Below are 12,733 nucleotides of genomic sequence, written 5' to 3' on the forward strand. Positions count from 1 at the left end.
CACGGGCGTGCCCACCGGGCCACCGGGCGTTCGTGCCGGGACGGCACGTGCACGGCCCCGGGGAGGACCGGTGGTGCCCCGGCCTCAGGGCAGGGGGACCCGCGCCCGGACGTCGCCGAGCCCGCGGGCGATCAGCAGCTCGCCGCCCGCGGCCAGGGGCGCCCAGGCGCCGGCGGCCTCGTCCCAGCGGCGGCGCAGCCGTTCGTCGCAGCGCACCGTGACGGCGGCCGTGGCCCCGGCGGGGACGTCCACCCCCTGGTAGCCGACCAGGCGGACGGGCTGGTCGTCCTCGGCCGGGTCCAGGTAGACCTGCACGGTCTCCCGGGAGTTCCGGGCGGAGGTGTTGGTGACCTCGACCGTGGCCTCCAGGCCGCTCTCGCCCGCACGGGCCTGCACGGTCCCGTACTCCCAGCTGCCGTAGCCCAGCCCGTGCCCGAACCAGAACAGCGGGGCGGGGGCGTGGCCGGCGTGGTAGCCGCGGTGGCCGATGAAGGTCCCGTCGTCGTAGCGCAGCGCCAGGTCGCCGTCCGGGACCACGTCCCAGGCCGGGGCCGCGCCGTCCGCCGCGGGCCAGCTGGTGACCAGGCGTCCGGTGGGCTCGAGCGCACCGGTCAGCGCGGCCGCCACGGCGTGCCCGCCCTCCTGGCCGGGCAACCCGGCCACCAGCACCGCGTCCACCCGGTCCAGCCAGGGCATGAGCACGGGGGTGGCCGCGTTGACGACCACCACGGTGCGCTCGGCGGCGGCGGCCACACGGGTCACGAGCTCGTCCTGGCGCCCGGGCAGGGCCAGCGTCGTCTTGTCGGCGGCCTCGGTCTCCTGGTCCTCGGTCAGCCCGACGACGACGACGGCGGTGCCGGCGGCGGCCGCCGCGGCCTCGGCGGCGGCGAGCAGCTCGTCGTCGGGGCGCGGGGCCGGGCCGGCCACCAGGGCCGTCCGGCCCAGGGTGGTCATCTCCAGCAGATGGCTCTCCTCGGCCAGCCCCAGGGCGGGGTCGCGCAGGAGGTTCTCGGGCCGGACAGCCGGGTCGAGGGCCACGGTGGCCGTGACGGTGGCCGCGGCCGGCAGCTCCACGACCTCGGCGAAGGCCGGTGGGCGCAGCATCGCCTCGCCCGGGTCCTGGCCCTCGAGGCGCAGCTCGGCCGTCAGCTCCTGCCCCGCCGCCGCCAGGTGCCAGCGCCCGGCGCCGAGGGCGCCCAGCCGCACCGGTCCCCCGTCGTGGACCAGGGCGGTGGTGAGGACCGCGACGGTCGGATCCTGGCCGAGGTGGTCCCCGTCGATCGAGATCGCCGGGGTGTCGGAGTGGTAGCGGGCGAGCTCGGTGCCGTCGGCGCCGCGCAGCACCACCTGCATCCCCGGGGTGCCGGTGGCCGGGTCCGTGAGGAAGGCGGGGTCGGCGGCGACCGGGCGGGCCCGCACGGCCGGGCCGTCGGCCGTGCGCACGCGGTCCCCGAGCAGCGCGGCCAGCCCCTCGGCGATCGTGGACCGGTAGGGCGGGTTCACGACCGCGGACCCCCCGCCCATGTCCACGGTGTCGATCGCGTGCCGTCCGATCAGCGCCACGGCGTCGTCGGTCCCCTCCGTGACCAGGGGCAGGACGCCGTTGTTGGCCACCACCGTCATGCCGCGGGCGGCGATCCGGCGCAGCTGCTCCTTCCGGACCGGCGAGTCCACCGCCGGCAGCCCCTGGGCCCACGGGCGGGGCTGCCGCCCCTCGGGAGTGAGCCCACCGACCCTCTCGGCCAGGCGCAGCAGCCGCAGCACGTGGTCGTCGATCGTCGCCTCGGCGACCTCCCCGGCCCGGACCGCGGTCACGAGCCGCTTGCCCCACGGGCCGCCGGGGCCGGGCATGACCAGGTCCAGGCCGCCGTTGGCCGAGGCCGCGGTGCGCTTGGTGGCGAACCAGTCGCTCATGATCAGCCCGTCCCAGCCCCACTCCCCCTTGACGATCCCGTTCTGCACGTGGTCCTGCTCGGTCGCCGGCACCCCGTTGACGTCGTTGTAGGCGGCCATCATCGACCAGGCGCCGGCGTCCTGCACGGCCATCTCGAAGGGCAGCAGGTACAGCTCCCGCAGCGCGGTCTCGGAGAGCCGGGAGTCCATGAAGTTGCGCAGCGTCTCGGACTCGTTGGCCACCAGGTGCTTCAGGCAGGCGGCGGTGCCGGACCCCTGCATGCCCCGCACGCAGGCGCTCGCCGTGCGCCCGGTGAGGTACGGGTCCTCGGAGTATGCCTCGAACAGCCGCCCGCCCAGCGGGGTGCGGTGCAGGTTGATCGTGGGGCCGAGGACCACGTGGATGTGCTGGCGCTGGGCCTCCTCGGACAGCATCCGTCCCACCTCCTCGGCGATCCCGTCGTCGAAGGACCCGGCGATCAGGGTGGCACTGGGGAACAGGGCGACCGCGTCCCCTCCGACGAAGGTCAGCCCGCGCACCCCGGTGGGCCCGTCCGAGAACGCCAGGGGCGCCAGTCCGATCGTCTCGTGGCCGGGCAGGGTGAAGGCGGTCGCCCCGGTGAGCAGGTGGACCTTCTCCGCGAGGGAGAGGCGGTCGACGAGCTCGCCGAGGCGGACGGTGCGGCCGGAGGTCGGGGTGGCGTCGGTCATGGTGGTGTCGCTTTCTGCCGGGACGTGCTCCTCACGGTGCCACACGTCGCTCACGGCCGGCGGAGCGGGGCGCGCACCCGGGGGACGCAGCGCACGGGATGCCGCGTCCGGGACTCCGCACGCCCCTCCCCTGACCCGGCGGCGACTCCCGCGGGCACCCGGGCGGGCCGGGTCAGGCGGCCGCGAGCTGACGGCGCAGCGTCTCGGCGCCCTCCCCCGCGAGCCGGTCCAGCCCGGCCCGGCGGCCCGTGAGCAGGAGCAGCAGGGCGGCGATCGGCCCGCTGATCTCGGGGCCCTCCCCCGTCTCCCAGGAGACGTCGGTGGCGCGGAGCCGGAACCCCTCGAGCGGGAGGCCCCGGAACACCCGGGCCTTGCCCGTGCCGCTGGTGGAGCGCACGCGCTCCGCGGCCACGGCGGCGGCCTCGGGCGGCACCGCGAGCTCGAGTCCGAGCGGGACCGCGATGTCCTGTCCGTGCACGAGGATGTCGATCAGCGTCTCGAGGTTCGTCATGCCCACGTTGGTCCGCCGGGACCCCGCCGAGGACCGGATCCCCGCCACCAGCTCGTCCACCGGGCGGCGGGCCCGCTCACGGGCGGACTCCCGGATGACGTGGTTGAGTCCCCCGGGGTGCCGCAGCGCGGACCGCAGCGCCTCGACCGGGCCCATCTGCTGGAGGGTGAGGTGGGCGGCGACGTCCCGCACCCTCCACCCCTCGCACAGCGACGGGTGCTCCCACTGCTCCCCGGAGAGCCCGGCGAGCAGGTCCGCGGTGCGCCGGCGCTGGAGATCGATCGCGGCCCAGATCTCGTCGTCGCCCGTCCGGCCGCTCGTGCTGTCGTTCATGACCTCGTGCATGGCCGTGCTCCCTCGCCCCGGGGCGGGGCCGCCAGCGGACCCCTCGTGCCTCCGGGATCCTCCGATGATAGTTCGTTCATAGGACTGTTCGAGGGGCGGGCATGACGGATCAGCTGCACGTCGGGGTGCTCATGTTCATCGCGTACCGCTCGGCGGAGAACCGGATCGTCGACGCGGCCCGGCGGGCCGGCTACACGGACCTCACCGTGGCGCAGGCGCGCATGCTGGCGCGGATCGGCCCGGAGGGAACGCGGCTGTCCCACCTGGCCGAGCAGGCCCAGGTGGCCAAGCAGACGGCCACGGTGCTCGTGGACCGGCTGGAGCGCGCGGGCTACGTGGAGCGCACGGTCGACCCGCAGGACGCCCGGGCCCGTCTCGTGCGGATCGCGGGCCGGGGCCTGGAGCTCGTGCCGGTCGCGCGGGCCGAGGAGGCTAGGATCGAGGCGGAGTGGACGGCGCACCTGGGAGAACTCCGGATGCGCCGGCTGCGCGAGGCGCTCACGGCGTTGCGGGAGATCACCGACCCGTACGCGGCGCCGGAGCAGTAGCGGCCGGGGCCCGGACGCGACCGGGCGGCGCCAGGCCGCCCCGTGCCGGCGGCGGTGAGCGCAGCGCCTGGTTCGCGGGCTGCTAGGACTCCTTGGGGATGATGATCCACAGCGCGATGTAGACCAGCTCCCCCACGCCCACCAGGCCGAAGACGATGAACCCCAGGCGCAGCAGGAACTTCGGCAGTCCGAAACGGGCCGCGAGGGCCGCACAGACGCCGGCGATGAGCTTGCCGTTGCGGGGCCGGACCAGTGCAGTGTTCATGGCCCGATCCTACTCCTGGGGCTCCGGACACGCCCGGGAGCGGAGCCGTCCGGTCCGGGTGGACCGGACGGCCCCGGGGGCAGGTCAGAGGTCCACGACGCCCTTGTCACCCTTGATGGTGTCGCCGGTGACCTTGGCCTTCACCAGGTTGGCCACCTGCGTGACCTTGCCGCCGCCCGGGGTGTCCCAGTACTCGGCGGAGCGGCCGGTGACCTCGATGAGCACGTTGTCCGGGTTCTCGGGTCCGCCCTCGAGCCAGGAGCCGGTGAAGGTGTCCCACAGCTCCTTGAGCTTCGCCTCGTCGTTGAGCACGAGCGCCGTCCCGGTCAGCGAGACCCAGGCGCCGGCCCCGGCGTAGGAGACGTTCACGGCGGGCCGCTGCTGCAGGTCCTGGACCTGGTCCGAGGTGCGCACGGCGATGAAGTAGACGGTGCCGTCGAAGTCCACGTCCTGCGTGGCCATCGGCTTGGAGATCAGGTTCCCGTGCTCGTCCGCGTGGGTGAGCATGGCGATCCGGGTGTTCTTGATGAGCTCGCGCACCTTCGCGGTGCCGTCGTCCTGGTCGGTCATGGGGAGGTCCCTTCTGTGGTCGACAACTGAACTTCTCGACGTCCGAACTGCGGGAGCGCGGCACGGAGGGCCAGTCTACGAAGCACGCGCGTCCGGCACGAGGGGTGTCCCCACGGACGGACACGTCATACGTTGGAGCGGACACCGGCACCGTGCCCGCCCCGGAAGGACGTTCCCATGCACCAGCTCTCCGCCGTCGCCCTCGTCTGCACCCTCACTCCCTCCCCGGCCCCCTCGAGCAGCGAGCTGATGGCCCGCCACGTGCTGGACCAGCTCGAGCAGCACGGGGTGCGCACCTCCTCGGTCCGGGTGGTCGACCACGACGTGAAACCGGGCGTGCAGGTGGACATGGGCGACGGCGACGCGTGGCCCGCGCTGCGGCAGCAGGTCCTGGAAGCCGACATCCTGGTGCTCGCGACCCCCATCTGGATGGGGCACCCCTGCAGCGTCGCGCAGCGGGTGGTCGAGCGCCTCGACGCGGACCTCGCCGAGACCGACGACCAGGGCCGGCCCATCATGTACGACCGAACCGCGATCGTGGCCGTGGTGGGCAACGAGGACGGCGCCCACAAGACGATCGCCGACATGACGCAGGCGCTCAGCGACATCGGCTTCACCGTCCCCGCCCAGGCCGGGACGTACTGGGTGGGCGAGGCCATGCAGTCCGTGGACTACCAGGACCTGGAGCAGGTGCCGGAGAAGGTCGCGGCCACCACGGCCGGGGCCGCCCGCAACGCCGCGCACCTGGCGCGGCTGCTGCGCACCGAGCCGTACCCGGCCGTCTGAGGCCCAGCCCGGGTCCTACCGGCCCCCGGGCCCTACCGGTCGCCCGGGTCCTTGGGCGGGACCACCGCGTTCTTGGCGGTGCTGACCGGCAGGTTCACGGGACAGGTCATCTGCCCGGCGAGGCGGTGGACCACGGCGAACACGCTCAGGGCGAGGGCCGGGGCGCCCAGCCACGGATGGACCGGTGCGAACCAGCCCGGGGCCCACACCGGGAGCAGGGCGAGCCAGGCGGTGAGGAGGCCCACCGCGCCCAGCAGTGCGCTGCGGCGCTCGCCGGACTCGACGGCACGGACCACGGTGGCCGCGGCGACGTCGTCCTCGGCGGGCAGCGGGGTGCCGCCGGCCACGGGCGAGGCGTAGGAGGCCACGAGGAGCCCGGAGAGCGCCGAGACCACGATCCAGACGGCACCGTCCCACCACGCGGCCGCGGTGCCCCGGCTCAGCGCCTCGGGGGGAGCGAGCTCGGTGGTCAGGCCCAGGAGGAGGGCGGTGGCGAGGCCGGCGAGCACGGCGACGCCCCACTGGCGCGCACCCCACAGCCGGAGGGCCTGGGCGGCGGGACGGAGGCGCTGCGTCATGGGCGGGGGGCCTTTCGATCGGACGGGGTGGTCCCCCCACTGTGTCGCGGATCGCGCTCCCGCACCAGCGCGGGGACCAGCCGCACCAGCACCACCATCCCCACCAGCTCGACCAGGGTCTGCGTGACGACGACGAACGGCACGAGCGCGAGCCGCTCCGGCAGCGCCAGGGCCAGCGGGAGCACCACGAGGGAGTTGCGGGTGACCCCGCCGAAGACCAGGGCCCGGGAGACCGGCACGTCCAGCCGGGCGAGACGAGCCACGAGAATCCCGATCGGGACCATGAGCACCAGGAAGGCCGCGTAGAGCGGCACGACCGCCGCGAGGTCGGCCAGCTGCTCCCCCACGCCGCGCACCTGGGAGGCGATCACCGTGAACAGGGTCAGCGCCATCAGCGGCACCATGGCCGCGGCCGTGACCGGCTCCAGCCGCCGCAGCCGGGCGGACCGGTCCGCGGCCCCCTGCACGGCCGCGGCCGCCGCCAGGGGCAGCAGGATCAGGAGCACGAACGCCTCCACGAAGGGGCCGAGCTCCACCAGGGCGACCGCTTCCGGGCCCGCGAGCAGCAACAGGTAGAGCGGGAGAAGGAGCATCTGCGCGAGCATCAGCAGCGGGGCCGCGGCCAGCAGCCGGTCGGCCGCACCCCCGGCGAGACCGGTGAAGACGATGACGTAGTCCACGCAGGGGGCCAGGAGCACGAGCAGCACGCCCAGCAGCAGCGCCTCGTGCCCGGCGACCGCCCGGGACAGGGCCAGGACCACGACCGGGACGAGGACGAAGTCGAGGACCAGCAGCGCCGCGAGGAAGCGGAGGTCCGTGAAGGCACGGCCGAGCGCGGCGAACGGGACGGCGAGGAACGTGGCGAACAGCAGCAGGCCCAGGACCGGGGTGACGGCCGGGGCCAGCCCCGGGGCGCCGGGCACGGCCCAGCCCACGAGGAGCGCGGCGGCGATGGCCGTCAGGTACACGGACACCTGGTGGCGCTCCGCCCACGCGGCGGCTGTCAGGGCGTTCACCCGCTCCAGCCTAGGCGCCGGCCGGACCGAGCGGCTCCGGTGGCCGGCGGTCAGCCCGCCCCTCGGCCCGGCAGTGCCGTCAGGCGGCCTGGTAGGTGAGGCAGTCGGCCTCGTCGGCCCCGGCCCCGATCTTCACGTCGTGGGCGGTGCACATCAGGTGCTCGTTGTGCACGCACTCCCCGCGCTGACAGGCGCCCACTTCGGCGTGCACGGTCGGCAGGCCGCCGTCGGGGCCCAGCGAGATGAACGTCCCGCAGTGGGCGTGCCCGGAGCTGCCGGTCACGGTGATGGCGTGGGCCGTGCACTCGTGGTCGTGGTTGAACGAGCACTGACCGACGGTGCAGTCGGAGACGGGGGCGAACTCGGTGGTGGCCATGACGGTTCCTCCTGGAGCATCCACGAGACCGGCCCGGAGGCGACGGCCTCTTCGTCCTTCCAGGATGCGCCTCACTTGGGGCAATGGATAGCGAATTTTTTCGTGCCCGAATCCCGGGCCGGCTCCCCGGGGGCGCCGGGGACCGGTGTCCGCCCGGACGTCGGCGGAGCGGTGCCGGTGCCGCGGCACCGGCCCGGACCACGGGCCGCATCATGTTCATTACGTCAGCGACGTGTTCGCTAATCATCCGGAGACTGCTACAGTCTGGCTCAGCGGAGCGAGGTAAGGGTGCCCTTACCCGCCCGTTCGCCCACCACCCGGGACCGCACGGTGCTCCCGCACCGGGCCCGCAGAGAGGAGCCACCGTGGGGTCACCCCAGCTCTCCGTGGTCGCGGTGATCGATCCGGACGGCCGGCACGTGCGCCTGGTCGTCACCGGACCGCTCACCGTGGACACCCAGTCCGCCCTGCACCCCCTGATCCGGCTCGCCCGGGTCCTGGACCCGGTCACCCGGGTGGTCGTGGACCTCTCCGGCACCCGGACCACCGGGACCGCCGCCGTGGACGAGCTGGTCCGGCACGCCCGGGAGGGCCACCTCGGCCACCCTTCCCAGCAGGTGCGCTTCGTCCTCCCCGACCCCGCCCGGTCGGCCGATGCGGAGGACCTGCGGCGGCTGCGGGCCGAGCAGCGCGCCTGGACGACCTCCGGCGCTGACGACGACGGCACGGTGCGGGACATCAGGAGCGCACCGCGGCGCGCGGAGCACACCGCGGTCACCGGCGGGGCCCGCCGCGCCCCGGGGTCCTCCCGCGCCCACCGCGCCGCTGCGGAACGGGGCCGTGCTGCGGCCGGTTCGGCGCCGTCGTCCGCCGGCACGCCGCACGGTGACCTCGGGGCCGCGTTCCCGGGCGGAACCGTCCTGCCGTTCCGTCCTTCCCGGCACCGTTCCGCGGGGCGGACAGCGCGACCCGCGTCAGTCGCCGGCACCCCGACCGGCTGAGGTCACGCCCGTCCTGTCCGTCCCGTCCGTCCCGTCCGTCCCGTCCGTCCCGTCCGTCCCGTCCGTCCCGTCCGTCCTACGACCGAGGAAACCATGATCATGACCCCGCACCGACCGCTCGCCGTCACCGCCCTCGCCGCACTGCTCCTGACCGGCTGCGGCGAGACCCCTGCTCCCACCGCGGAGGCTCCGAGCGGCACCGCCGCCGAGAGCACCTCCACGGCGGCACCGTCCGCCGCCGCCACCCCCGACAGCACGGGCTCCCCCGCGAGCGGTGCGGTGCCCGACGGGGTCGCGGCGCAGTACGCCACCCTGGACGAGGAGGTCGAGGCCGAGGGCGGTCGCACGACCTCCGGGGACTGGGAGGTCGCCTACATCGTCGAGCCGGCCGAACCGTGGTTCGAGGTGACCGGCGGGGAGCCGACCCGGCGTGAACCCGCCGCCGGGGAGACCCATCACCTGGAGATCATCCCGATCGAAGCGGCCACCGGCCGCATCGTCCCCGACGTCCCCGTCCGCCTCGAGGTCCTCGACGAGAACGGTGAGGTCGTGGACGAGAAGGAGCTGATGTTCTTCAACGCCGGGTTCTTCCACTACGCCAACAACTTCAGCGTCCCCGCCGCGGGCGACTACACCCTGCGGGCCACCCTGCAGCCGCCGGAGTTCACCCGGCACGGGGAGAGCCTCGAGGAGCTCACCCTGCTGGAGCCGGTGACCGTCACCTTCGACGACGTCCGGCTGGAACCCGCGGCCTGAGCCGCCGCACCCACCACCCTCTGCCGCCGGGCACGTCCGGCGGGGCCGACACCCCACCGGACGTGCCCCGCTGTGTCGCCGGCCCGTCCCTCAGCCCCGGCGGACGGCGACGGCCTCGTAGACCACGGCTGAGCTCGTCTGCGGTCCGCGGCAGGTCAGCCGGTGCGGCGGGGCACGGCGGGCCTGCAGCTCGACGTCCACGACCTGCGGATGGGGCGGACGGGCGGCCAGGCGGATGCGCCAGTGGTCGCCGTCCCGGACGGTCTCGCCGACCGTGTAGTCGTGCCGGCCGGCCGGCCCGAAGCGGCCCAGCGCCGCCGCGACCGCGGCCTGCTGCGGCGGGGTGAGGTCCGTGTAGCCGCGCAGGTGCTCCGCACGCACCCGGCCGGCGAGGTGCTCCCCGATCGTGTCGACGGCCGACCCGGCATCGAGTCCGCCGTAGTAGACGCCGTCCGGGGCGACGACGACGTTGGCGGCGAACCTGTCGCCGCCGACGTGCGAGCACTCCCAGACCAGCTCCGGCCAGCGCTCGCTCAGGGCGCCGGCCACGGGCCGCCCGCGCACGGCACAGCAGGGGTCGTGCTGGGCGTGGGCACAGACCAGGACGACGGGCGGGCGGCCGAGCTCGCCGGGAGTGCGCAGGGCCGTGGCGATTCCCGCCAGGTCCTCGTCGCGACTCCAGATCCCCCAGTGCTGACGGCAGGTGGAGCCCTCCTGGCGCAGCACGGCCCACCGGCCGGGACCGTCCTCGCCGCGACGGCCGTGCCGCCTGACGAGCAGCACGCGCGCCCACGCCTCCTGCGCCGCGGAGAACACCAGCGCCTTGGTCCCGGGATCGAGCTCCAGGCCGTCGAACCCGTTGACCGGCCACCCGCCCCGGTGCTCGATCAGGACCCACACCGTGGCGCGCGGCGCGGTCCCGGCCATCGGGTCCCCCCGGGTCCTGGCGTCCTCGGCGCAGAAGAAGCGTTCGGCAGCGGTCACGACGGCGACGTCACCGCCCGGCGGGAACGAGGACCCCCGCGCGCAGCAGTCGTTCGGTGAGGTCGAGTCCGAGCTCGTCCGCGGTGTGCGCCTCGCCGTCGAGCACGCACCGGACCGAGGGCAGATGGGCCTCCGGGAAGTCGAGCCACCCCACCCGCGTGCTCAGGCGCGTGCCGTCGAGGCGCGCCTCCAGGGCGTCGCGGAGCCGCACCGCGGACCCGGGGCCCAGACCCTGGACCGTCGCCAGCTGGGCCAGCGGCCCGAGCGGCCCCGGCCGCCCCTGGGACCGGCGGGTGCGGTGGAACAGCGCGGTGGGATCGGCCTCGCGGACAGCGGCGGCCAGACGGTCGCGGACGATGTCGATCTCCCCGTGCGGACCGTCGACTCCCAGGGGCAGCGTGGCGCGCATCTCCGGGTCCTCGCCCAGCTGTGCCATCGCGGCCTGGGCGAGCTGCTCGGCCAGGGCGTAGCGCGTCCAGCTGTGGACGCCGAGCGTGAGGTGGATGGAGACCTCGCCCTGTGCCTGGGCCGCGTGCAGCCAGCCGCGCGGCAGGTACAGGGCGTCCCCGGGCTCGAGCACGGTGTCGAGGTAGGCCTCGCCCTTCGCGGCCTCGACGACGGCGGAGCGGTGCTCGGTCCAGGGCTGATCGCGCAGCGGATCCGGGTGGACGGGCTCGTGGAGGATCCAGCGCTTGGTCCCCGCGATCTGCAGGACGAAGACGTCGTGGACGTCGTAGTGGTCGTCGAAGCCGCGGTTCTGCGGCGGGGTGATGTAGGCGTTGGCCTGCACCGGGTGCCCGAGCTCGGTGCTCAGCCGCGAACTGAGGTCCGCGACCGGCTCCCACGTCCGGTGCAGGGCCTGCAGCACGAGGGTGGCGCCGTCGGCGAACCTGCGCCACAGCGCGGTGTCGTCGAGCTGGTCGGAGATCGTGGCGCCGACCCCGGCGGGGGCGGTGAACGACGAGTCGGGGTAGGTGGAGCCGCCCTTGGCGACGCGCAGGAAGGGCGTGCGCAGTCCGCGGCGCGAGATCAGTTCGTCCGCGGCCTCGGGGGAGAACAGGTCGGAGACATCACCGGTCCCGCGCGTGAGCAGCGGTGCGCGCCCCCAGACCTCGCGGGCGAACTCCTCCCGGCCCATGCCGATCAGGCGTGTCTCCAGGACCCCGGCGCCGCGCGGGGCGCCGGGGTCCTGGGAGTCAGAACGGGTGGTGCTCAAGGTCAGAGGCCCCGTTCTCCGGCTCCCCCGTCGGCACCACCGTCGGCACCGCCGTCGGCACCGCCGTCAGCGCCACCGTCGTGGACGCCGGAAACACCGTCCGCACCGCCGTCGGCCGGACCTTCGGCACCGCCGTCGGCACCGCCGTCGTGCACACCCGGGACACCGGCCGCACCGCCGTCAGCGGGACCCTCGGCCCCGCTGTCAGCACCACCGTCAGCGCCACCGTCGTGCACACCCGGGACACCGGCCGCACCGCCGTCGGCCGGACCTTCGGCCCCGCTGTCAGCGCCACCATCGGCACCACCGTCGTGCACACCCGGGACACCGGCCCCACCGCCGTCGGCGGGACCCTCGGCCCCGCTGTCAGCACCGCCGTCAGCGCCACCGTCGTGCACACCCGGGACACCGGCCGCACCGCCGTCGGCCGGGCCTTCCTGCTGGTTCGGATCCTGCTCTTGCTCGGTCATGCTTCCTCCCGCAACTCGATGGACGACGACCGGGTGCCGGTGCCGGCACCTGATCACCACGCCGGGCGGGGCGCATCCGCGTCGACACCGCCCGGGCTCACCCTAACCGGGCAGCCCAGGTGTGGGAACAGTCCCCGTCCGCATTCCCTGCAACTCACAAGCGCTGCGGGCGGCCTGCCCTCAGCGCCGGAGCGCAGGAGCCGCACGACCGTCCGGGGACTGGGCACCGGTAGCCGGTCCGTGAGCGGCGATGGCGCCGTCGTCGACCGGGGACTGCTGCGGGGACTCCGCCGCCAGCTCCGGGTGGTGCAGGTCCAGCGCCGGGCGCTCGGACCGGATCCGCGGCAGCGAGGTGAAGTTGTGCCGCGGCGGCGGGCAGGACGTCGCCCACTCCAGGGAGGCGCCGAAGCCCCACGGGTCGTCCACCTCGACCTTGGTGCCGTTGCGCCAGGTCGTGTACACGTTCCAGAACCACGGGATCATGGACGCCCCCAGCAGCACCGCGCCCGCCGTGGAGACCTGGTTCATCCAGGTGAACCCGTCCTCCGGCAGGTAGTCCGCATACCGGCGGGGCATGCCCGAGACCCCGAGCCAGTGCTGGATCAGGAAGGTCATGTGGAAGCCCAGGAACAGCAACCAGAAGTGGATCTTGCCGATCCGCTCGTTGAGCATCTTCCCGGTGAACTTCGGCCACCAGAAGTAGAACC

15 protein-coding genes are annotated in these 12,733 nt (G+C 74.6%); 4 read left to right on the forward strand and 11 right to left on the reverse strand.

Annotation, left to right across the window (positions count from 1 at the left end; genetic code table 11):
- Window positions 1-84: 84 nt before the first annotated feature.
- Together QYM41_RS02340 and QYM41_RS02345 are read right to left on the reverse strand one after the other, a co-directional pair.
- Window positions 85-2,604 carry a glycoside hydrolase family 3 protein gene (locus tag QYM41_RS02340; RefSeq protein ID WP_368798119.1) on the reverse strand — a complete coding sequence of 840 codons (2,520 nt, stop codon included), beginning with the start codon at window positions 2,602-2,604 and terminating at the stop codon, window positions 85-87.
- Window positions 2,605-2,776: 172 nt separating this feature from the next.
- Window positions 2,777-3,460: a maleylpyruvate isomerase family mycothiol-dependent enzyme gene (locus QYM41_RS02345; RefSeq protein ID WP_368798120.1), complete on the reverse strand. Its 684-nt coding sequence runs from the start codon at window positions 3,458-3,460 to the stop codon at window positions 2,777-2,779.
- A gap of 101 nt (window positions 3,461-3,561) precedes the next feature.
- On the opposite strand from QYM41_RS02345, the gene QYM41_RS02350 reads away from it, so the two are divergent.
- On the forward strand, window positions 3,562-4,008 hold the full coding sequence (locus QYM41_RS02350; RefSeq protein ID WP_368798121.1) for a MarR family winged helix-turn-helix transcriptional regulator: 447 nt from the start codon (window positions 3,562-3,564) through the stop codon (window positions 4,006-4,008).
- Window positions 4,009-4,090: 82 nt separating this feature from the next.
- Here QYM41_RS02350 and QYM41_RS02355 read toward each other — a convergent pair whose 3' ends face one another.
- Together QYM41_RS02355 and QYM41_RS02360 are read right to left on the reverse strand one after the other, a co-directional pair.
- The gene (locus QYM41_RS02355; protein ID WP_368798122.1) at window positions 4,091-4,273 is read right to left on the reverse strand and encodes a PspC domain-containing protein; all 183 of its coding nucleotides are present in this window, start codon (window positions 4,271-4,273) and stop codon (window positions 4,091-4,093) included.
- Between the two features lie 84 nt (window positions 4,274-4,357).
- Window positions 4,358-4,843: a pyridoxamine 5'-phosphate oxidase family protein gene (locus QYM41_RS02360; RefSeq protein ID WP_368798123.1), complete on the reverse strand. Its 486-nt coding sequence runs from the start codon at window positions 4,841-4,843 to the stop codon at window positions 4,358-4,360.
- Window positions 4,844-5,020: 177 nt separating this feature from the next.
- Here QYM41_RS02360 and QYM41_RS02365 point away from each other — a divergent pair, with 177 nt between their 5' ends.
- Window positions 5,021-5,629 carry a flavodoxin family protein gene (locus QYM41_RS02365; RefSeq protein ID WP_368798124.1) on the forward strand — a complete coding sequence of 203 codons (609 nt, stop codon included), beginning with the start codon at window positions 5,021-5,023 and terminating at the stop codon, window positions 5,627-5,629.
- A gap of 32 nt (window positions 5,630-5,661) precedes the next feature.
- Here QYM41_RS02365 and QYM41_RS02370 read toward each other — a convergent pair whose 3' ends face one another.
- The 3 genes from QYM41_RS02370 to QYM41_RS02380 all read right to left on the reverse strand — a co-directional run bounded on the left by QYM41_RS02370 (window position 5,662) and on the right by QYM41_RS02380 (window position 7,599).
- On the reverse strand, window positions 5,662-6,207 hold the full coding sequence (locus tag QYM41_RS02370) for a hypothetical protein (protein ID WP_368798125.1): 546 nt from the start codon (window positions 6,205-6,207) through the stop codon (window positions 5,662-5,664).
- On the reverse strand, window positions 6,204-7,223 hold the full coding sequence (locus QYM41_RS02375; protein ID WP_368798126.1) for an arsenic resistance protein: 1,020 nt from the start codon (window positions 7,221-7,223) through the stop codon (window positions 6,204-6,206). Before QYM41_RS02375 ends, QYM41_RS02370 begins: the two co-directional genes overlap by 4 nt.
- Window positions 7,224-7,302: 79 nt before the next feature.
- The gene (locus QYM41_RS02380) at window positions 7,303-7,599 is read right to left on the reverse strand and encodes a DUF1540 domain-containing protein (protein ID WP_368798127.1); all 297 of its coding nucleotides are present in this window, start codon (window positions 7,597-7,599) and stop codon (window positions 7,303-7,305) included.
- Between the two features lie 365 nt (window positions 7,600-7,964).
- Between QYM41_RS02380 and QYM41_RS02385 the strand changes: the two genes are divergently transcribed.
- Together QYM41_RS02385 and QYM41_RS02390 are read left to right on the forward strand one after the other, a co-directional pair.
- On the forward strand, window positions 7,965-8,600 hold the full coding sequence (locus tag QYM41_RS02385; RefSeq protein WP_368798128.1) for a hypothetical protein: 636 nt from the start codon (window positions 7,965-7,967) through the stop codon (window positions 8,598-8,600).
- 99 nt (window positions 8,601-8,699) lie between these two features.
- Window positions 8,700-9,356 carry an iron transporter gene (locus QYM41_RS02390; RefSeq protein WP_368798129.1) on the forward strand — a complete coding sequence of 219 codons (657 nt, stop codon included), beginning with the start codon at window positions 8,700-8,702 and terminating at the stop codon, window positions 9,354-9,356.
- A 90-nt stretch (window positions 9,357-9,446) separates the two neighbouring features.
- Here QYM41_RS02390 and QYM41_RS02395 read toward each other — a convergent pair whose 3' ends face one another.
- The 4 genes from QYM41_RS02395 to QYM41_RS02410 form a co-directional block, all read right to left on the reverse strand.
- Window positions 9,447-10,340, reverse strand: a complete 894-nt coding sequence (locus QYM41_RS02395; RefSeq protein ID WP_438612533.1) for a ferredoxin family protein — start codon at window positions 10,338-10,340, stop codon at window positions 9,447-9,449.
- Window positions 10,341-10,350: 10 nt separating this feature from the next.
- Entirely contained in the window at window positions 10,351-11,556 is a 1,206-nt protein-coding gene (locus QYM41_RS02400) for a cupin domain-containing protein (protein WP_368798130.1), read from the reverse strand.
- A gap of 2 nt (window positions 11,557-11,558) precedes the next feature.
- On the reverse strand, window positions 11,559-12,026 hold the full coding sequence (locus QYM41_RS02405) for a BatC protein (RefSeq protein WP_368798131.1): 468 nt from the start codon (window positions 12,024-12,026) through the stop codon (window positions 11,559-11,561).
- Between the two features lie 180 nt (window positions 12,027-12,206).
- On the reverse strand, window positions 12,207-12,733 hold a 527-nt coding region (locus QYM41_RS02410), incomplete at its 5' end, for a cbb3-type cytochrome c oxidase subunit I (protein ID WP_368798132.1).

The sequence above is a fragment of the Kocuria oxytropis genome, assembly GCF_040981195.1.
GTDB classification, from domain to species: domain Bacteria; phylum Actinomycetota; class Actinomycetes; order Actinomycetales; family Micrococcaceae; genus Kocuria; species Kocuria oxytropis.